The sequence below is a fragment of the Bacillus sp. 7894-2 genome (assembly GCF_002272225.1).
In the GTDB taxonomy this organism is placed as follows: Bacteria; Bacillota; Bacilli; order Bacillales; family Cytobacillaceae; genus Cytobacillus.
Window position 1 is genome coordinate 17640 of record NZ_NPDG01000097.1, and the last position, 19160, is coordinate 36799.

The window sequence follows — 19160 nt, forward strand, 5'->3', positions numbered from 1 at the left end:
GGATACAAATAATATACGGAGGAAAGAGAATGTCAATTTTCAGGCAGCTTGCCAGCCGCTATAAAAAGCAGTGTGAAACAAACGAAAACCACTCTGATCCTGAGCTCACTACAAGATACTATAGAACCAATACAGCACAAATGATGCAGACGATTGAAGAGTTATTCAAAGCAGACCATAATGTGAATATTCTCAGCACTTCCAAAGAACACGGCGAGATTGCAGCAGAACTTAAAAAAGACAAATCCTGTTTTGCCATTGTGACAGTCGTGACTGTCAGGCCATTTGAAACGGCTGTAGATATCAATATTTCAACTGAGCAGTCCTCACCGGCAGGTGTGCATCCAATTCTTAAGAGAGAAGTTCTTTCGATTTATGAAAAATTAAATAAACGGCATGATTTTCTCGGTTCTGCAAGAAACGCAGATAAATAGTTCTACTTGTACTGTCAACTCCTTTTTTATAAGATAAGAGTATCAAATAATATTCGGTAATTAGTCTAAAGCCAACTTATAAAAAAATTCGGAGCTGATTGTATGAGATGCCCTTCATGCCAAAACAATAATACCCGTGTGCTCGATTCCCGTCCTGTGGATGACAGCCGGTCCATCCGCCGCAGAAGGGAATGCGAGAAATGCGGATACCGGTTTACGACTTTTGAGAAAGTGGAAGAAATTCCATTAATCGTTGTGAAAAAAGAAGGAACGAGAGAGGAATTCAGCCGGGAAAAAATTCTGAGAGGCCTTATTAAAGCATGTGAAAAGAGGCCGGTAGCCCTTAAAGATCTGGAGGACATTACTTTTGAAGTGGAGAAGGAACTCCGCAGCAATGGTGTCTCTGAAATAAAAAGCGATGAAATTGGCGAAATGGTCATGGACAGACTCGCAAATGTGGACGAGGTCGCATATGTCCGTTTCGCATCAGTATACAGGCAATTTAAAGATATCAATGTGTTTATTGATGAACTCAAGGAACTAATTAAAAAAGAGCAACAATTATAATCAGGTCAGTTTTGCCGCTGCCTCTGATTTTTGATGAATTAGGCTGATGGGCTGAAGGTTTTTCTTTGGCTCTTTTTTTTGCGGGATATGCTTTTGATGAACAGCCTGAAAAAAATTTTAAATAGAAAAAGGTGAACACCATGGCCCAGCATTGGCAGGAGATGCTCCCCATTGATCGATATACAGTAGCAGCCAGCGGGCTTTTGCATGATTATGACCGGAAAGTGCTGACACTGTTATACCAGCCGCTCATTGGCTCTGTGTGCTTCAGTCTGTATATGACTTTATGGGCAGAGCTTGAAGAAAACCGGCTATGGTCATCTTCAAATTCACACCATAGTTTAATGAATTTTATGGGGATGGGGCTTAAAGATATTTATGAAGCCCGTCTCAAGCTTGAAGGTATAGGACTCTTAAAGGTATATGTTAATAAGGATGAAGAAACAAGGTCATTCGTTTACGAACTTCTTCCACCGCTGACACCTGAACAATTCTTCCTTGACGGCATGCTCAATATCTATCTTTATAAGAAGTTGGGCAAAAATCAATTTATGAGACTCAAGCGTTTCTTCTCAGATCAGAAGGTGCAGCCGGCCAGAGGGTATAAGGAAGTAACGAAAGCTTTCCAGGATGTATTTCAATCCGGGCACCCTGGTTCGTTTGACGATGAAGTGGTACAGCTGATGAATGAAACAGATGAGGAAGGGTATATTGGAAGGCGGGAGCAGGAAGGCATTCAAATCGGGAATGAAGATTTTAATTTTGAATTGCTTCAGGCAGGACTGAACGAATCGCTTGTACCAAAAAAAGCCCTTACAATTAAAGTGAAGGAATCCATCAGCAATCTTGCCTTTTTATATGGAATTGACCCCATCCAGATGAAAAACATTGTCATCAGCGCCGTGAATGAAGATAATGAGATAAACATTGATGAATTAAGAAAATCGGCACGTGATTGGTATCAATTCCAAAACCAGGATATGCTTCCATCCCTGATTGACAGGGTTCAGCCTGCTATCCATCAGGCTCAAAAAAAACAGCCTGAAACACAGGAGGAAGAATTGATCCGTTATTTGGAAATTACCTCACCAAGGCAGCTTTTAAAAGATATATCCGGGGGAGCGGAACCTTCGAAAGGCGATCTGCAGATTATAGAAGATGTCATGTTCCAGCAAAAGCTTTTACCCGGGGTAATTAATGTGCTGATTCAATATGTTATGCTCAAAACAGATATGAAGCTGACCAAAGGGTACGTAGAAAAAATAGCAGGCCACTGGGCAAGAAAGAAAATTAAGACACCCCAGGAAGCCATTGAATTAGCTAAAAAAGAACATCGCCAATACCTTGATTGGGCAGAAGGAAAGAAAACAGCAGGCCCAACGGGGAACAAAAGGAAGCCGATCAGGACAGAGATGCTTCCGGACTGGTTTGATGAAAATAGCAGCAAAGCCGCCAAGAAGGAACAGGCCCAACAGGAAAACAGCGAGAAGGAACAGTATGAGCGGGAATTGAAAAAAAGGGAACTTAAAGAAAAATTAAAAAAACTGCGATCACAGGAGGTGACTGATTGATGAAAAAAATTAACGAGACATTAAGGCGCCTTGCGGGCAATGAAGGTTTTCAAAAAAGATATGAAATGATGAGGGACCAAACGCTTAATCACCCTGAAGTGAAGGCTTTTATCCAAACTCATCGGGATGAATTGACATCTGAAATGGTTGAAAAGAGTCTTAGCAAGCTCTTTGAATATACGCAGCAGAGCAAGGAATGCAATAAATGTCCGAGCCTGGAGGGCTGTGTGAATTTTATGCAGGGCTATCATCCGGAACTTGTGATTCAAAGAGGATCAATCGATCTGAAGTATGATAAGTGCCCGCGCAAGATCATGCACGATGAAAAGCGGAGAAATGAAAAATTAATTCAGAGTTTATATGTGCCAACAGATATCCTTCATGCCACTTTTGATTCGATATATGATGATGACGACCGCATTGAGGCTGTGGATAAGGCTGCATCCTTTGTAATGGACTACCAGCCGGGGTCCAAGCAAAAGGGGATTTACTTTTACGGCAAGTTCGGTGTAGGCAAATCTTATTTGCTTGGTGCTATTGCCAATAAGCTTGCAAGCCGGAAAGTATCGTCCATGATTGTCTATGTTCCTGAATTATTCAGGGAATTGAAAAATTCAATTGGAGATCAGACTCTGAACAGCAAGATGGAAACCATTAAGAAAGCGCCTGTTTTAATGTTTGACGACCTTGGTGCAGAAACCATGTCCAGCTGGACAAGGGATGAGATTTTAGGGCCGATTCTGCAGTTCCGCATGCAGGAAAGCCTCCCAACCTTCTTCACTTCCAATTTCGACCTGCAGGGCCTCGAACATCATTTATCCTACAGCCAGCGCGGCGAGGAAGAGAAAATGAAGGCAAGAAGAATCATGGAACGCATTAAATACCTTGCTGAACCGGTGCTTGTAGAAGGACCGAACAGGAGAGTATAATCTGAAAGCTGCCGATAAAAACATCGGCAGCTTTTTTAGACCAAACCCCACTTCTAAATTGGCCAAGTCCGCCATATACATAGAACAGAGATTTGTATAAAGGGGGGATTTGGTTGATCGAAATCATTTTCCAGAGCAGCACAGATGCGAGGAACTTCTATGAGCATCTTTTTGAACAGCTGCAGTCTTTTTGTCAATGTGATAATAATACTCTTCATTTTGAAGATCAACATATAGTCAGAGTTTCTGCTGAAAATAGCGGCAATGTCCTGAGTACTGTTAAGACAGCATTTTTTCAATTTATCGTGAACCAGAAGCAGGATGATTGGTTTAAACGGATACTGATGGAGCATTATTATTATGATGATGAAGGCGAGCAGCAGCAGATCCTTGAAATTATTCACTCTATCCTGGAAGGAAGCCGTGAGGATCTTGCTGCGTTTGTCAGCGGACTGGATGTAAAAGAAAGCTTAAAAAGCGCAATTGATCAGCTGTTTCAAAATAACATTTCCTTTTCTTTTGATTCATTCGTAAAATTCCGGATGCGCCCGCTTATGAATGAAATGACCAAGTATGTGGAAGTCTCCATCGATGAGTACAAAATGGAACAGGAATATCAGATGTTCATTCATACATTGAGAGATTTCCTGTCAGGCAAGCAGCCAAAAATGAGTGCGATCCATGTCCTTATGGAAGAAGGTATTTATTTTTATGATGAGCAATTGTGTGAAATTAAACGCGGAGAGCTCATAAGGATGATTGACCGCAAGCTATTGTCCAATCATCCTGTATATGTGGATTCTGTTACAATTGCACCGCTGCTCTCTATAGCGCCTTCAGCTATTTATCTCTATTCAGATGATTTTGACCAGCCGCTGGTCAGAACAATCCGCAATATTTTTGAAGAAAGGCTTCAATTAAGCCCTCTTGCAGCTTTTTATCATTATCAAAACGCCCATTCTTATGCCGTTGATGAAAAATGTAAAAGATACCCTTGATTTTCCTGAAATAACAAACTATAATAACGTACATATTACAATAATCAAGCAAAAGTTGCGATGAGGATACGGGTATTCTAATACGGTTTAAAGAGAGGGAAGGCAAGGCTGAAACCTTCCTAACACGATCTGAATGCTTACCGCCTCTGAACTCCAGCCAGGAAATGGGCTGGCGGGAAAAGACCGTTATCTTACTACAGAGTCGTTTGTCTTTATGAAGGCGAGAAGTAGGGTGGAACCGCGTGTTAATAATAACTCGTCCCTTTTTTAGGGACGGGTTTTTTTATTTTTTGTGTAAAACGCGTTTTAGGAGCAAAATCTGAATCCAGCTCCAGCGCCTAGCCCCTCGAGGTCACAAGTTTGTCTAGTTGCGGCTCCTAGGGACTCGAGACATAAACCAATCCCTTTCAGAAGGAGAAAACGCCTTCTTGCAGGGCTTGTCTTATGCTTGTCGTCCCTGGGCAGTCGCCTCCACATTTCGGGCAATCCTCCAAAAAAGGAAAGAACGCCTTTTTAGGAGGCTCGCCTTGTGCTTGTCGGGGCTGATCGAGGCGCTTGCGCTTTATAAAAAAGGGAGGAAATATCATGTCAGAAGTTGTTAAAGTTTCGTTTCCAGATGGAGCTGTAAAGGAGTTTCCCAAGGGAACGACAACAGAAGATATTGCAGCTTCGATCAGCCCGGGCCTAAAGAAAAAGGCAATTGCCGGCAAGCTGGATGGAGAAATGTATGATCTTCGCCGTCCAATCGAAAAGGATGGAGCTATTGAAATTGTAACCCCGGACTCAAGCGATGCGCTGGAGGTTCTTCGCCACAGCACTGCCCATTTGATGGCTCAGGCGATCAAGCGTTTATATAAAAATGTAAAGCTTGGGGTAGGACCAGTTATTGAAGGCGGATTTTACTATGATATCGACCTGGAAGAATCGCTTTCACCAGAAGATCTTCCAGTGATTGAGAAAGAAATGAAAAAAATTATTAATGAAAACCTTGATATTGTCCGCAAAGAGGTCAGCCGCAATGAAGCGGTAGAAATGTACAAGGAAATAGATGACGAATATAAGCTTGAACTGATCGAGGCTATTCCTGAAGATGAAACAGTGACAATCTATGAGCAGGGCGAATTTTTTGACCTCTGCCGCGGTGTTCATGTTCCTTCTACAGGCAAATTGAAAGAGTTCAAACTATTAAGCATTGCCGGAGCGTATTGGAGAGGCGACAGTGACAATAAGATGCTTCAGCGGATCTATGGAACAGCTTTCTTCAAGAAAGAAGACCTGGCAGAGCATTTGCGTCTCCTTGAGGAAGCAAAAGAGCGTGACCACCGTAAAATCGGCAAAGAGCTTAACCTGTTCATGAATTCGCAAAAAGTAGGCCAGGGCCTTCCAATGTGGCTTCCAAAAGGGGCGACAATCCGCCGCAATATCGAGCGCTATATCGTGGATAAGGAAGAAAGACTGGGCTATGACCATGTCTATACTCCAATCATGGGGAGCGTGGATCTTTATAAAACATCCGGCCACTGGGATCATTACCAGGAAGACATGTTCCCTGTAATGGAGATGGATAACGAACAGCTTGTTCTGCGTCCAATGAACTGCCCGCATCATATGATGATCTATAAGAATGGCATCCACAGCTACCGCGAACTGCCAATCCGTATTGCAGAGCTTGGAACAATGCACCGCTATGAAATGTCAGGTGCCCTGTCAGGCCTTCAGCGTGTACGAGGCATGACTTTAAATGATGCACATATCTTTGTTCGACCTGACCAGATCAAGGAAGAGTTTAAGCGCGTAGTACATTTGATCCTCGAAGTATATAAAGACTTCGATATCAATGACTACTCATTCCGTCTTTCCTATAGAGACCCTCAGGATACTGAGAAGTACTTTGATGACGATGAAATGTGGGAAAAAGCACAGGCGATGCTTAAAGAAGCAATGGATGAAATTGGCCTCGATTATTTTGAGGCAGAAGGCGAAGCGGCTTTCTACGGTCCTAAATTGGATGTACAAGTTAAAACTGCGCTTGGCAAGGATGAGACACTATCCACTGTCCAGCTGGACTTCCTGCTTCCTGAACGTTTTGACCTGACATATGTAGGGGAAGATGGAAAGCCTCATCGCCCGGTCGTTATCCACCGCGGAGTAGTTTCGACTATGGAGCGTTTTGTGGCATTCCTGATTGAGGAGTACAAGGGAGCGTTTCCAACCTGGCTTGCCCCAGTTCAAGTCCAAGTCATTCCGGTTTCTCCTGATATTCACTTTGATTATGCGAAAAAAGTCCAGGAGCAGCTTCAGGCAGAGGGCTTCCGCGTTGAGCTGGATGACCGCAATGAAAAAATCGGATATAAGATCCGTGAAGCGCAAATGCAAAAAACTCCATACATGCTTGTTGTTGGAGACAATGAAGCAGCTGAAAAAGCTGTCAATGTCCGCAAATATGGAGAGCAAAAATCAGAAACTGTATCATTTGAAGACTTCATCTCAGCACTAAAAGCTGAAGTAAAACGATAATAATCAAAAAGGGCTGCACGTGCTGCAGCCCTTTTTGATAAGTTATTCATTAGAACATTTAAGAGCCGGATGAGACAAACGAAAGAGCTGGCATTAAATTCATTATGAAAAAATATTAAAATTGTATTGCCAAAATCAATTAAGTTTGTTATGCTTTTCTTCGTTGTGATAAAAGTTATTCGTTTGACACGGAATCATTCTTTGTGATATAGTAGCTAAGGTAATTGAATACAGTTTGAGGAAAAGAAGAAGCACCCGCTTCTCACCTGATTGACGCAAAGCGCAGTTGGCAGGTTTTACGTGAACATTTTCTGTTTATATACGTAAGTGTGGGTGTTTTCATCCGCACTTTTTTATTTGGTTAAAACAGCTCTGATTCCGTCACGGAAGAGAAATGTTTCATAACTTGCGATTCAGCTTTGGTCCGGTGCAGCTTACAGCTTTAAAGTTGTCTGCTAAGCAGGCGCTTGCGCTTTTCTTGACCCAAACGTTGTGTTCGCATTAAACCTTGGAGGTGTCTAGCTATTAGCAAAGATATGTTGTTAAACGAGGGCATTCGCGCCCGCGAAGTCCGTCTTATTGACCAAAACGGCGAGCAGTTAGGTATTAAATCAAAATTCGACGCACTTGAAATTGCTTCTCGTGCCAATCTTGATCTTGTTCTGGTTGCACCGAGTGCGAAGCCTCCGGTAGCCCGTATCATGGACTACGGAAAGTTCAAATTCGAGCAGCAGAAGAAAGACAAAGAAGCTCGCAAAAACCAGAAGATTATCAGTATTAAAGAAGTTCGTCTTAGCCCGACTATTGAAGAGCATGACTTTAATACTAAACTTCGCAATGCTATTAAATTCCTTGAAAAAGGCGATAAAGTAAAAGCATCGATCCGATTCAAAGGTCGTGCCATTACGCATAAGGAAATTGGCCAGCGTGTACTAATTCGATTCGCACAAGCATGCAATGAAGTTGCAATAGTGGAATCACATCCAAAAATGGATGGCCGAAGCATGTTTATGGTGTTAGCACCGAAAAACGACAAGTAAGAGGAGGAATTCCCATGCCAAAAATGAAAACTCACCGCGGCGCTGCTAAGCGTTTTAAAAGAACAGGTTCTGGTAAACTGAAGCGTTCTCACGCTTACAGAAGCCATATGTTCGCGAACAAATCACAAAAGCAAAAGCGTAAGCTTCGCAAAGGAACTCTTGTTTCTTCAGGCGATTACAAGCGCATCCGTAACTTATTAGTAAATCTTAAGTAATATCTCGAAATTAGGAGGGAAATAATATGCCACGTGTAAAAGGCGGTACAGTTACTCGCAAACGTCGTAAAAAAGTCATCAAATTAGCTAAAGGTTATTTCGGTTCAAAACATACATTATACAAAGTTGCTAACCAGCAGGTTATGAAATCCCTAATGTATGCTTACCGCGACCGTCGCCAGAAAAAGCGCGACTTCCGCAAACTTTGGGTTACTCGCATTAATGCAGCAGCTCGCATGAACGGTCTTTCTTACAGCCGTTTAATGCACGGTTTAAAGCTTGCTGGCATCGAAGTTAACCGCAAAATGCTTTCTGAATTAGCAATCGCTGACGAAAAAGCATTTGCTGAATTAGCATCAGTTGCAAAGCAACAGCTTAGCAAGTAATAATTTTCACAATAGCCATTCCCTATGGGGATGGCTTTTTATTTTGCTTTTAATGGACAGTAAGCTTCCGTTTCGTTTAAGCTCAATACAGACTTAATACATACAAAAAGGAGAAAGCTCATGATTAAAACAATTGCTCTTATCTATCTGATGATGAATGTGATTGGCTTTTACCTGATGAAGCTTGATAAAGAAAAAGCCAAACGGAGTGAGTTCCGTATAAGTGAGAAAAACCTCTGGATCACCGCCTTTTTGAGCGGGGCAGCGGGAATGGCTTTTGGCATGAAGACCTTCAGGCATAAAACGAAGCATGTTCAGTTTAAATGGGGACTGCCTTTCTTGGCATTGCTTGAAGCAGGCTTGCTTATGTACCTGATTATTCAATTGTCATAAACGGTCAGCGCCATCCATAAGCTTTAGTGAACAGCAGGAAAGTCATCAGGGAGAGGTGAAGGCATGAATGATCAATTGACCTTATTGTTTGCTATGGCAGAGACTGCTGGCATTCTTGCTCCTATTGCTTTTATCTTTTTTCATATCATCCGGCAGTTTCTATTTATTCCGGTACCGCTTGTCTGTATAACAGGGGGAGTTCTGTTTGGAAGTCTTTTTGGCTCTATTTTCTCTCTTGCAGGGTTAATGATCAGCAGCATTCTTTTTTATTTTTTGATCACAAAAATGCCGCGGACACATGAAAAGCTATCTTTATTAAAGAAGCGGTGGTTCGGGGAGTATCGGAATTTAACTGTCGGCCAGGTGGCAGTTTTAAGGCTAATCCCTTTTATTCATTATCATTTATTGAGCTTTTGCCTGATGGAAAGAAATAAAGGAATTAATGAGTATCTGAAAAATTCATGGATCACCAATTTGCCGCTGGCTGTTTTTTATACCGTTTTCGGGGAATTTATCAGCAGATTTACTCCTTCAATGATTGTCCTTATTTTGCTGTCACTTTCTGTTTTGGTATTTGTACTGAGGGAAAAGGTTACAGTTATTAAATGGAAAGAATTCTTCAAAACAGCATAAAAAAACGTTCGGGGCTGCCGAACGTTTTTTAAAGATGATCATTAATTTCCTCGCCTGGAGAAGCTGTTTTGTGCATGAACTCCTTTACAGGGCTTTTCCAGTCAATTTTTGCAGTAGGATAGGCCTCGCTTATTTTTCTTTCAATAAAAAGAAAATCCTCCCTTACCATCCCTTTAAGGGCCGATGTATTGTGCGGCCAGAGGAAAATGGAGACCACATCAAAAGCATTATCAGTGGTACCCAAATACTTTTCACCTTCAAATAAAACCCCTTTATACGTAATCAGGAAGTTTTTCCTGACATTTTCATGGTCATCCCAAAAATAATATCGTTTCTGTTCGTGGGCAAGCTCTAGCTTTCTCTTGGAATTGAGCAGATATTTTACCGCGGTGTATATAAGAAAAAGAATCAGAGCAAACAATAGCATACGCAGGAGCCACATAGTAACCAGCCCTCCATTATTATTTTCCTTACTATACGGATTAGATTAAAAAAAGTTTCAACTTTTTTGCGATTTGTTATAATTTTTTTGATGGGCACTATAATGTAAGTTAATCATTTCATATAGGACGGTGAAAAAATGAATTATCAGCAATTATTTCAAATGCAAAAAGGGCTGGACAGCCATATAGAATCAAACCATGGTTTAGAGGAAGAAGATTTGTTTGACCGTAAGATACTGGCGCTGCTTGTTGAATTGGGAGAGCTTGCTAATGAGACAAGATGCTTTAAGTTCTGGAGCCTTAAGCCTTCCTCCCCTCAGGAAACAGTATTGGAGGAGTTTGTAGACGGTATACATTTCATTTTATCGCTTGGAATTGAATGCGGATTTGACGGGCAAAAGAACTTTGCTGTTCCGGTGGAAAAGGCGGTTTCAGTGAATGACCAGTTCCTGTCTGTTTATGATGCTATCGGAAAGTTTCGGACCAGCCGTTCTTTAACGGATTATAAAGACCTTATTGCAGTCTACTTACAGCTGGGGGAAATACTTGGATTTAACTCTTCGCATATAGAAAAAGCATATATAGACAAGAATGAAGTAAATTATAAGAGGCAGGCTGAAGGATATTAGATTTTTCCGCCTGCAGCCTGAGGGATTATCCGTCTGATAATTCTTTATATTGAATCCGATGTTCGGTATAATAGGATTAAATAAATATTAAGGGAGTCGAAATGATGGCTAAATTAGATGAAACATTAACGATGCTTAAAGACTTAACAGATGCGAAAGGAATACCGGGAAATGAGCGCGAACCGCGCGAGGTTATGAAAAAATACATAACAGCATATGCTGATGAAGTGACAACAGATGGACTGGGGAGCCTCATTGCTAAAAAAACCGGCAAAGAAGGCGGCCCGAAGGTCATGGTAGCCGGTCACTTGGATGAAGTTGGATTTATGGTAACAAACATTGATGATAAAGGTTTCATCCGTTTCCAGACAGTTGGCGGCTGGTGGTCGCAGGTTATGCTGGCACAGCGCGTGACAATTGTAACGTCGAAAGGAGATGTTACAGGGGTAATTGGTTCAAAACCGCCGCATATCTTATCACCGGATGCTCGCAAAAAGCCTGTTGAAATTAAAGACATGTTTATTGATATTGGTGCTTCCAGCCGTGAAGAAGCAAAAGACTGGGGCGTAAAACCTGGTGACATGGTGGTTCCATATTTTGAGTTTACGGTTATGAATAATGAAAAGATGCTTTTGGCGAAAGCCTGGGATAACCGCATTGGCTGCGCAATTGCTATAGATGTGCTAAAAGAATTAAAGGATGCTGAGCATCCGAATGAAGTTTATGGTGTAGGAACGGTTCAGGAAGAGGTTGGTCTTCGCGGAGCCCGTACTTCTGCGCAAAAAATCGAGCCGGATATCGCATTTGGTGTAGACGTGGGAATCGCAGGAGATACACCGGGGATTTCTGAAAAAGAAGCCATGAGCAAAATGGGCAAAGGGCCGCAAATCATCCTTTATGATGCATCAATGGTCTCTCACAAAGGCCTGCGTGACCTTGTAACAGACACTGCAGATGAACTGAATATCCCTTATCAATTTGATGCCATCGCTGGCGGAGGAACAGATTCAGGAGCCATTCATGTTACACATAATGGAGTTCCATCCCTTTCAATCACCATCGCAACACGGTATATCCATTCCCATGCAGCAATGCTTCACCGTGATGACTATGAAAATGCAGTTAAGCTTATTGCTGAAGTGATTAAGAAGCTTGACAGGGAAACGGTTGATAAGATTACATTTGAATAAAATAAAAACTCCGGGCTTTTTTCCGGAGTTTTTCATTTTATTTAAGACTGCTCTCCAAGGTTTGAAGCATTTCAAGCTTGTCTTCTTCAGAGGAGTTTTTCCAAATTACCTCAAATAAAACACCCAAGCCAGGCAGCATTTTTTCTTCCCCATTTTGAATGGCATCTACGATTGTATCTTTCAGTTCATCTTGAGAGTTGCCTGATACATTGTGTAAAACGGCATTGCGCAGGTTTAAATTCACCTTAATGCACTCCTTCCAGATTTAATTCGTTATTATCTTCTCTAATTTTACTTTTATTATGTATTCCAAATAAGCTATAATGAAAAAACTGTACAGAAAAATTCCGTTTGTACGGGATTTTCTTTAAAAGGAGAGACCGTGTTGAAGCATATACAATCTGCAAAAAATCCAAAAGTTAAAGAATGGAAAAAACTTCTGGCCAGAAAAGAGCGTGACAAAACAGGAAGCTTTTTAGTTGAAGGTTTTCATCTGGTAGAAGAAGCACTTAAAGCCAATCAAATAGCAGAAATAATCATTGATGAAAATAAAAATATGCCTCCCGGCTGGGACTATGGCGACATCCCTGTAACAATGGTTACAGATGAAATTATCGGACTGCTGGCAGATACCGAAACACCACAGGGAATTTTTGCAGTCTGCAGCCAGCAGTCATCCACTGAGGAAGTGAAAGGAAAACAATTTTTATTAGTTGATGCCGTCCAGGATCCCGGCAATCTGGGGACGATGATCAGGACGGCTGATGCGGCTGGAATCGATGCCGTTATTGTGGGTGAAGGCAGCGTTGACGCATATAACCCGAAGGTACTCCGCTCTGCACAGGGCAGCCACTTTCATGTGCCTGTTTTAAGAGGAAACCTTTCCGACTGGATCTTCAAACTGAAAGAAAGTAATGTACCTGTCTATGGAACCGCTTTGGAAGATGCCCGGGAATACACGAAGTATGAGTCATCTGATTCCTTCGCCCTGCTCGTTGGAAATGAAGGAAACGGGGTAAATAAAGAGCTCCTGGCCAATACAGCAGCAAACCTTTATATACCGATATTCGGGAAAAGCGAATCACTTAATGTGGCGGTGGCTGCCGGAATTCTTCTTTATCATCTAAGAAAATAGAAAATGGGCGGCAATTTTTTCAAAACCGTTTGAAACAGTCTTAAGAATGTAATATAATTAACAGCAAAATTATAATAATAAAACGATGACGGAGACCAGTACCTTGCACTAAGCCTTTTCAGGGAGAAAATGCCTAAGACTGAAAGCATTTTTACAGGAAATGCAAGAGAAGTTTCACCTCCTGAGTTGGCATCGGGACCATTGAAAAGTAATGCTTTGGCGCGCCCTGCTGAGTTGTCCAGCTGCAGCGGCTAGCCCCTCGAGGTCATAAGCCAATCCTCTCAGAAAGGTAAAGAACACCTTTCCAAGAGGCTCGTCTTATGCTTGTCGGGGCTGAACGAGCCACTTCCGCTTTTCTTTGTAAAGATGTACCGGCATAAGCCGTTATCCCAATGAAGAGAACACGTGCATGAAGTACATATATGTGTTAAAAAGGGTGGTACCGCGAAACCTCGTCCCTTTATGGGGATAGAGGTTTTTTATTTTGGCCAAAAAAGTAAATGAATTAATATCAAGGAGGATTTTTAGATGCAAGAGCGTTTAAAAGAACTGCAAACTGAAGCGTTAGAAAAGATCAGCACAGCCGCTGATTTGAGAGAGCTAAATGATATCCGTGTATCTTATTTAGGCAAAAAAGGCCCGATTACTGAAGTGCTTAAAGGAATGGGGAAATTGTCTGCTGATGAGCGTCCCAAAATGGGGGCCCTTGCAAATGAAGTGCGGGACAGCATTGCTGCCGGAATTGAGGAAAAACAAAAGCATCTGGAGGAAGCGGCTGTTCAGGAAAAACTGGCTGCAGAAAAAATTGATGTCACTCTACCGGGAAGACCTGTTAAATCAGGAAACCACCATCCGCTGACAAGAATTATTGAAGAAATTGAAGATCTGTTCATTGGAATGGGTTATTCGGTAGCTGAAGGTCCTGAAGTTGAAAAAGATTATTATAATTTTGAAGCATTGAATCTTCCTAATGGCCATCCTGCCCGGGATATGCAGGATTCCTTCTATATTACAGAAGATATTCTTCTTCGTACCCATACTTCGCCAGTACAGGCAAGAACAATGGAGAAGCATGAAGGCAAGGGGCCAGTTAAAATCATCTGCCCGGGTAAAGTATATCGCCGAGATAATGACGACGCTACACACTCTCACCAGTTCATGCAAATAGAGGGACTTGTTGTAGATGAAAACGTCCGAATGACTGATTTAAAAGGAACATTGGAGGTCTTTGCAAAGAAAATGTTTGGTGATGACAGGGAAATCCGTCTTCGCCCAAGTTTCTTCCCGTTTACAGAGCCATCTGTGGAAATGGATATTTCCTGTAAAATATGCGGCGGAAAAGGCTGCAGCGTATGTAAAGGCACTGGCTGGATTGAAATTCTTGGTGCAGGAATGGTTCATCCAAATGTTCTTGAGATGGCAGGCTTCGACTCTAAGAAATACACAGGCTTTGCATTCGGAATGGGTCCTGAGCGAATTGCCATGCTGAAGTATGGTGTAGATGATATTCGTCATTTCTACACAAATGATGTGCGTTTCTTGAAACAATTTTCAATTCATGAATAATTAGAAAGCCCGGAGCTTGACAATTACTAAGGAGGATCACAAATGTTCGTTTCATATAAATGGCTGCAGGAATATGTTGATTTATCAGGCGTTACGCCTGAAGAGCTTTCAGAAAAGATTACTAAAAGCGGTATAGAAGTTGAAGGCGTAGAGATTTTGAATGAAGGCATCAAAGGTGTGGTTGTAGGGCATGTCCTTGAAAGGGAACAGCACCCAAATGCTGATAAACTGAATAAATGTTTAGTCGATACAGGGGCGGGTGAGCCTGTACAGATCATCTGCGGTGCCCCGAATGTGGATAAGGGACAGAAAGTGGCCGTGGCTACAGTTGGAGCTGTTCTTCCAGGTAATTTTAAAATAAAGCGTGCCAAGCTGCGCGGCGAGGAATCGAATGGAATGATCTGTTCGCTTCAAGAGCTCGGCATTGAAAGTAAGCTGATTGCAAAGGAATACTCTGAAGGCATTTATGTTTTTCCTAATGATACAGAGGTTGGTCAGGATGCTCTTCTGCAGCTTAATCGTGACGACCAGATTCTGGAGCTTGGATTGACTCCAAACCGTTCTGACTGCTTAAGCATGCTGGGTGTTGCATATGAAGTGGCAGCTATTTTAGGAAGAGAAGTAAAGCTTCCTGCACCTCAAGCAGAGACTTCTTCAGAGAGGGCATCTGCTTACATCGATGTTCAAGTGGACGCAAAAGAAGATAATCCTCTTTACGTTGCGAAGGTTGTAAAAAATGTAAAGGTTGGCCCATCTCCTGTATGGATGCAGGCGCGTTTAATGGCAGCAGGCATTCGCCCTCACAATAACGTGGTGGATATTACAAACTACATTTTGCTTGAATACGGCCAGCCGCTTCATGCATTCGATTATGACCGGCTGGGATCAAAGCAAATCGTTGTCCGCAGAGCAAATGATGGCGAAGTGATTGTCACTCTTGATGATGCAAAGCGTGAGTTAACATCAGATCATCTTTTAATAACAAATGGGACAGAGCCAATTGCACTTGCGGGTGTCATGGGCGGGTCAAATTCTGAAGTACAGCCTGACACAAAAAATGTGATTATCGAATCAGCTTATTTTAAAGGGGCAACGGTTAGAAAAGCTTCAAAAGACCATGGATTAAGAAGCGAAGCAAGCGCACGCTTTGAAAAAGGTGTGGATCCAAACAGAGTTAGAGCTGCTGCGGAAAGAGCTGTTCAATTGCTTGCACAATATGCGGGCGGAGAAGTGCTTGAAGGTTCTGTGGAAGCTGATGCACTGCAAGTTGAGCCTGCTGTGGTGTCTGTAACGCTTGAAAAAATCAATCGTGTCCTTGGTACGGAATTATCCATGAAAGAAGTAGAGGGTATTTTTGCCCGTCTTCAATTTGCAACGAATACTGATAACGATACAATTACTGTTACAGTTCCAACTCGCAGAGGCGATATCACAATTGAAGAAGACCTTATTGAGGAAGTTGGCCGATTATTTGGCTACGATAACCTGGCATCAACTTTACCGGTTGGTTCATCTACACCAGGGCATCTTACCCAATATCAGAATAAACGCAGAATGGTCCGCCGCTGCCTTGAAGGTGCGGGACTTTATCAGGCAGTGACTTATTCATTAACAAATGAAGCAAAAGCGGCTCAATATGCACTGGAAGAACGCAAACCTGTGCAGCTGGCAATGCCTATGAGTGAGGATCGCAGCCTGCTTCGGTTAAGTATTGTTCCGCAGCTTCTGGAGGTATTAAAATATAATTCGGCACGTCAGAACGACAGTCTGGCTGTTTATGAAACTGGGGCAGTGTTCCTCTCGAATAGAGAAGAGGAATTGCCTGAAGAGCGTGAGCATCTTGCAGGTGCGGTTACTGGTCTTTGGCACAGCCATCCATGGCAGGGAGAAAAGAAGCCAGTTGATTTTTACGTTGTAAAAGGTATCCTTGAAGGTTTATTTGAAAAGCTGGGACTCTCTGATAAGATTGAATTCCGTCAAGCGCAAAAGGATGGAATGCATCCTGGCAGAACAGCAGAAATATTGCTTTCCGGGGAGTCAGTGGGATTTGTCGGACAAATCCATCCAACTGTCGAAAAAGAGCTTGATTTGAAAGAAACCTATGCATTTGAGCTTTCATTAAAAGCGATTCTGGAAGAAGAAGTTTCACCTTTACAGTATGAAGCTATTCCGCGTTTCCCTTCCATCACAAGGGACATTGCACTTGTGGCAGATCAGGGAACAGCAGCAGGCGAGCTTAAAGGAATCATTAAAGAAGCTGGCGGCAAATTATTAAAAGACGTACATGTTTTTGACTTGTACGAAGGTGAACGGATGGAGCCAGGCAAAAAATCGCTTGCTTTCTCCCTTAAATACTTCGATCCTGAACGTACTCTGACGGATGAAGATGTAACAAAAGCGCATGACAAAGTATTGGAAGCTGTGAAGGAAAAAGCCGGAGCGGTATTGAGAGGATAAAATGAAAAAGGCAGCCTGAGGGCTGCCTTTTTCATTTTAACTGGCCGTTAACTTTCTTTATTATCAATTATATTTCATGCTATACAGCTTCAGTGCCTTTTCAGTATTTGCAAAATGCAGTTTTACAAAAGAAGGCAATGCTTCACGCCCTTTTTCCTTAATAAGCCGGGCAGCTGCCTCATCAACCTTCGGACCGGCGCCTTTAGTAAGCCGGAAACCGGCCTTTGTGCTAAGGTTTTCAAAATGGCGCACAAACGCATAGCGTGCCAGGATGGATGCTGCTGCAACAGCCAGATGAATTCCTTCCGCTTTTGTGCTGAAAAAGACCCGCTCCCTCTGTATGGTCTGCTGGTTTTTTAAATAATTGAAGTAAATCTCTTCCTTGGCAAATTGGTCAATCAAAATGGCTTCAGGCTTTTCAGGGGAGATTTTCCCTAAAACATGCCCGATTGCCTGATTGTGCAGCAATGCTTTGATTTTCCCCTGTGACATCCCTGATTGCTGAAGCTTATTGTATTTTTCATTGTGCAATGTTAACAGGCTGTGGGGAACGATATCTTTAATCTGCTTTGCGATTTCGATGATTTTTTCATCTCCCAGATTTTTTGAATCCTTAACTCCAAGCTCCTTCAGCATAGGAATTTGATCTTTCTTTACGTAAGCTGCAACCACCGTAATGGGGCCAAAATAATCCCCGGTGCCCACTTCATCTGAACCTATGACAGAAAGAGAACTGATATTTTCCGGCAGGTTGGCAGCGGCAGGGCTGGTTTTTTTGCTGGGCTGTGAACTGCGTGCGGTATCTCCCCACTTTTTAGCCTCTGCTTCACATCCGCTCCCTTGGAAGAGGACCTTGCCTGATTTATAGGCAGTGATCGAACATCCCGGCACTTTTGCAGCAAATACACTTCCAGGAGGCTGCTTGTCATTTAGGCTGCCTGAATAATGGGCCTTCATTTTTGAGATTTCACTTGCTTTTTTTAAAAGTACTACCTGGCTCATATTAATTCTCCTCATCTTAGTGTACTGTTGAATTTATTCCCTCTATTTGGAAAATACTTGCATTAACGGCTCATCTGACATGCTTTGACTTCCCACCAATATGCGTTCGTGTTATGATATTGATTAGGATTCTTTAAAGAAGGGGGCATGGACGTTGTCAGAGATACAAAGAAACAGAACAAGTGTAGATATTTATGGACAGCAATATGTAATAGTTGGCTCAGAAAGCTCCAGCCATGTTCGCCTTGTCGCTTCGCTGGTTGACGATAAAATGCGTGAGATCAGTTCGAAGAATCCTTCACTCGACATTAGTAAGCTGGCCGTGCTGACCGCAGTCAATGCAGTTAATGATTATATAAAGCTAACAGACCGTCTGGAACGGCTGGAAAACGAATTAAATAGAGTAAAGGACGGAAAGTAGTCATGCTGGATCTTGCAATTATCATTATTTTAGTTTTTGGTTTTTTAATAGGCTTGAAAAGAGGGTTTATCCTCCAATTAATTCATTTGACCGGATTCATTATTGCTTTCATTGTTGCCCGTATGTATTACGGTGAGCTTGCGCCTAAGCTGACCTTATGGGTGCCATATCCAAGCTTTAGCAGTGACTCGGCGATTAAGACGTTATTTGAGAATGGGAATCTTGAAGATGCTTACTATCGCGCCATTGCATTTGTCGTGATTTTTTTTGCGGTAAAAATATTGCTGCAGATTATTGGAAGCATGCTCGACTTTGTTGCCCATCTTCCAGTACTGAAACAGCTGAACGTTTGGGCTGGCGGAATTCTCGGATTTATCGAAGTCTATCTTATCATGTTTATTCTATTATACATAGCAGCACTCGTTCCAATCGAAGTCCTGCAGGGGCCGATCAATAATTCCTTTATGGCAGAATTAATGGTTAAGAATACGCCTGTTCTCTCTAACCAGCTCAAAGAAATGTGGGTTGAATATATGGCTGCGTAACTTCTCTATTTCTAGAGAAGTTTTCTTTTTGAAAGGCTCTTTTGTAAAAAATGTTGTTATTCGCCAACTATGTTGTCCGTTGATTTCCG

21 protein-coding genes and 1 other annotated feature are annotated in these 19160 nt (G+C 42.2%); of the genes, 18 read left to right on the forward strand and 3 right to left on the reverse strand.

Going from position 1 to position 19160, the window contains the following annotated elements; genetic code table 11:
- The first annotated feature begins 29 nt into the window (after window positions 1-29).
- From CHI10_RS14280 to CHI10_RS14330, 11 genes are all read left to right on the forward strand, one after another.
- Window positions 30-434, forward strand: a complete 405-nt coding sequence (locus CHI10_RS14280; RefSeq protein ID WP_095244913.1) for a hypothetical protein — start codon at window positions 30-32, stop codon at window positions 432-434.
- A 102-nt stretch (window positions 435-536) separates the two neighbouring features.
- Window positions 537-1001, forward strand: a complete 465-nt coding sequence (gene nrdR, locus CHI10_RS14285; protein ID WP_095244914.1) for a transcriptional regulator NrdR — start codon at window positions 537-539, stop codon at window positions 999-1001.
- 140 nt (window positions 1002-1141) lie between these two features.
- On the forward strand, window positions 1142-2572 hold the full coding sequence (locus CHI10_RS14290) for a replication initiation and membrane attachment family protein (RefSeq protein ID WP_095244915.1): 1431 nt from the start codon (window positions 1142-1144) through the stop codon (window positions 2570-2572).
- The gene (gene dnaI / locus CHI10_RS14295) at window positions 2572-3501 is read left to right on the forward strand and encodes a primosomal protein DnaI (protein ID WP_095244930.1); all 930 of its coding nucleotides are present in this window, start codon (window positions 2572-2574) and stop codon (window positions 3499-3501) included. Before CHI10_RS14290 ends, dnaI begins: the two co-directional genes overlap by 1 nt.
- A 113-nt stretch (window positions 3502-3614) precedes the next feature.
- Entirely contained in the window at window positions 3615-4499 is an 885-nt protein-coding gene (gene ytxC, locus CHI10_RS14300; RefSeq protein WP_095244916.1) for a putative sporulation protein YtxC, read from the forward strand.
- A 585-nt stretch (window positions 4500-5084) separates the two neighbouring features.
- Window positions 5085-7016, forward strand: a complete 1932-nt coding sequence (gene thrS / locus CHI10_RS14305; protein ID WP_095244917.1) for a threonine--tRNA ligase — start codon at window positions 5085-5087, stop codon at window positions 7014-7016.
- Between the two features lie 237 nt (window positions 7017-7253).
- Window positions 7254-7377 (forward strand) — a sequence feature (ribosomal protein L20 leader region).
- Window positions 7378-7552: 175 nt separating this feature from the next.
- On the forward strand, window positions 7553-8056 hold the full coding sequence (infC, locus tag CHI10_RS14310; protein WP_048008086.1) for a translation initiation factor IF-3: 504 nt from the start codon (window positions 7553-7555) through the stop codon (window positions 8054-8056).
- Window positions 8057-8070: 14 nt separating this feature from the next.
- Window positions 8071-8271, forward strand: a complete 201-nt coding sequence (gene rpmI / locus CHI10_RS14315; RefSeq protein WP_009333215.1) for a 50S ribosomal protein L35 — start codon at window positions 8071-8073, stop codon at window positions 8269-8271.
- A gap of 26 nt (window positions 8272-8297) precedes the next feature.
- Window positions 8298-8657 carry a 50S ribosomal protein L20 gene (gene rplT, locus CHI10_RS14320; RefSeq protein WP_095244918.1) on the forward strand — a complete coding sequence of 120 codons (360 nt, stop codon included), beginning with the start codon at window positions 8298-8300 and terminating at the stop codon, window positions 8655-8657.
- Window positions 8658-8777: 120 nt separating this feature from the next.
- Complete coding sequence (locus tag CHI10_RS14325) at window positions 8778-9050, forward strand: DUF1294 domain-containing protein (protein WP_095244919.1); 273 nt, start codon at window positions 8778-8780, stop codon at window positions 9048-9050.
- Window positions 9051-9113: 63 nt separating this feature from the next.
- Window positions 9114-9683, forward strand: coding sequence for a TVP38/TMEM64 family protein (locus CHI10_RS14330; protein WP_095244920.1), 570 nt, complete (start codon window positions 9114-9116; stop codon window positions 9681-9683).
- 28 nt (window positions 9684-9711) lie between these two features.
- Here the strand turns inward: CHI10_RS14330 and CHI10_RS14335 are convergent, their stop codons facing one another.
- Entirely contained in the window at window positions 9712-10125 is a 414-nt protein-coding gene (locus tag CHI10_RS14335; RefSeq protein ID WP_095244921.1) for a sigma-w pathway protein ysdB, read from the reverse strand.
- A gap of 138 nt (window positions 10126-10263) precedes the next feature.
- Between CHI10_RS14335 and CHI10_RS14340 the strand changes: the two genes are divergently transcribed.
- Complete coding sequence (locus CHI10_RS14340) at window positions 10264-10755, forward strand: dUTP diphosphatase (protein ID WP_095244922.1); 492 nt, start codon at window positions 10264-10266, stop codon at window positions 10753-10755.
- 104 nt (window positions 10756-10859) lie between these two features.
- The gene (locus tag CHI10_RS14345) at window positions 10860-11945 is read left to right on the forward strand and encodes a M42 family metallopeptidase (RefSeq protein WP_095244923.1); all 1086 of its coding nucleotides are present in this window, start codon (window positions 10860-10862) and stop codon (window positions 11943-11945) included.
- A gap of 37 nt (window positions 11946-11982) precedes the next feature.
- On the opposite strand, the gene sspI is transcribed toward CHI10_RS14345, so the two are convergent.
- Complete coding sequence (sspI, locus tag CHI10_RS14350) at window positions 11983-12189, reverse strand: small acid-soluble spore protein SspI (RefSeq protein ID WP_095244924.1); 207 nt, start codon at window positions 12187-12189, stop codon at window positions 11983-11985.
- Between the two features lie 141 nt (window positions 12190-12330).
- On the opposite strand from sspI, the gene CHI10_RS14355 reads away from it, so the two are divergent.
- The 3 genes from CHI10_RS14355 (at window position 12331) to pheT (ending at window position 17103) form a co-directional block, all read left to right on the forward strand.
- Window positions 12331-13080 (forward strand): TrmH family RNA methyltransferase, encoded by a 750-nt coding sequence (locus CHI10_RS14355; RefSeq protein WP_095244925.1) that lies wholly within the window; start codon window positions 12331-12333, stop codon window positions 13078-13080.
- Window positions 13081-13608: 528 nt separating this feature from the next.
- Window positions 13609-14646, forward strand: coding sequence for a phenylalanine--tRNA ligase subunit alpha (gene pheS, locus CHI10_RS14360; RefSeq protein ID WP_095244926.1), 1038 nt, complete (start codon window positions 13609-13611; stop codon window positions 14644-14646).
- Window positions 14647-14688: 42 nt separating this feature from the next.
- The gene (gene pheT, locus CHI10_RS14365; protein WP_095244927.1) at window positions 14689-17103 is read left to right on the forward strand and encodes a phenylalanine--tRNA ligase subunit beta; all 2415 of its coding nucleotides are present in this window, start codon (window positions 14689-14691) and stop codon (window positions 17101-17103) included.
- A 63-nt stretch (window positions 17104-17166) separates the two neighbouring features.
- Here pheT and rnhC read toward each other — a convergent pair whose 3' ends face one another.
- Complete coding sequence (gene rnhC / locus CHI10_RS14370; protein ID WP_095244928.1) at window positions 17167-18105, reverse strand: ribonuclease HIII; 939 nt, start codon at window positions 18103-18105, stop codon at window positions 17167-17169.
- A gap of 154 nt (window positions 18106-18259) precedes the next feature.
- Here rnhC and zapA point away from each other — a divergent pair, with 154 nt between their 5' ends.
- Window positions 18260-18526, forward strand: coding sequence for a cell division protein ZapA (gene zapA, locus CHI10_RS14375; RefSeq protein WP_009333202.1), 267 nt, complete (start codon window positions 18260-18262; stop codon window positions 18524-18526).
- Window positions 18527-18528: 2 nt separating this feature from the next.
- Window positions 18529-19071, forward strand: a complete 543-nt coding sequence (locus CHI10_RS14380) for a CvpA family protein (protein ID WP_095244929.1) — start codon at window positions 18529-18531, stop codon at window positions 19069-19071.
- The last annotated feature ends 89 nt before the right edge of the window (window positions 19072-19160 follow it).

Bases quoted from the DNA above. Each gene is read 5' to 3' on its own strand.
- CHI10_RS14280 (WP_095244913.1), top strand. From the start codon at position 30: ATGTCAATTTTCAGGCAGCTTGCCAGCCGCTATAAAAAGCAGTGTGAA.
- nrdR (WP_095244914.1), top strand. From the start codon at position 537: ATGAGATGCCCTTCATGCCAAAACAATAATACCCGTGTGCTCGATTCC.
- CHI10_RS14290 (WP_095244915.1), top strand. From the start codon at position 1,142: ATGGCCCAGCATTGGCAGGAGATGCTCCCCATTGATCGATATACAGTA.
- dnaI (WP_095244930.1), top strand. From the start codon at position 2,572: ATGAAAAAAATTAACGAGACATTAAGGCGCCTTGCGGGCAATGAAGGT.
- thrS (WP_095244917.1), top strand. From the start codon at position 5,085: ATGTCAGAAGTTGTTAAAGTTTCGTTTCCAGATGGAGCTGTAAAGGAG.
- infC (WP_048008086.1), top strand. From the start codon at position 7,553: ATGTTGTTAAACGAGGGCATTCGCGCCCGCGAAGTCCGTCTTATTGAC.
- rpmI (WP_009333215.1), top strand. From the start codon at position 8,071: ATGCCAAAAATGAAAACTCACCGCGGCGCTGCTAAGCGTTTTAAAAGA.
- rplT (WP_095244918.1), top strand. From the start codon at position 8,298: ATGCCACGTGTAAAAGGCGGTACAGTTACTCGCAAACGTCGTAAAAAA.
- CHI10_RS14325 (WP_095244919.1), top strand. From the start codon at position 8,778: ATGATTAAAACAATTGCTCTTATCTATCTGATGATGAATGTGATTGGC.
- CHI10_RS14330 (WP_095244920.1), top strand. From the start codon at position 9,114: ATGAATGATCAATTGACCTTATTGTTTGCTATGGCAGAGACTGCTGGC.
- CHI10_RS14335 (WP_095244921.1), bottom strand. From the start codon at position 10,125: ATGTGGCTCCTGCGTATGCTATTGTTTGCTCTGATTCTTTTTCTTATA.
- CHI10_RS14340 (WP_095244922.1), top strand. From the start codon at position 10,264: ATGAATTATCAGCAATTATTTCAAATGCAAAAAGGGCTGGACAGCCAT.
- CHI10_RS14345 (WP_095244923.1), top strand. From the start codon at position 10,860: ATGGCTAAATTAGATGAAACATTAACGATGCTTAAAGACTTAACAGAT.
- pheS (WP_095244926.1), top strand. From the start codon at position 13,609: ATGCAAGAGCGTTTAAAAGAACTGCAAACTGAAGCGTTAGAAAAGATC.
- pheT (WP_095244927.1), top strand. From the start codon at position 14,689: ATGTTCGTTTCATATAAATGGCTGCAGGAATATGTTGATTTATCAGGC.
- rnhC (WP_095244928.1), bottom strand. From the start codon at position 18,105: ATGAGCCAGGTAGTACTTTTAAAAAAAGCAAGTGAAATCTCAAAAATG.
- CHI10_RS14380 (WP_095244929.1), top strand. From the start codon at position 18,529: ATGCTGGATCTTGCAATTATCATTATTTTAGTTTTTGGTTTTTTAATA.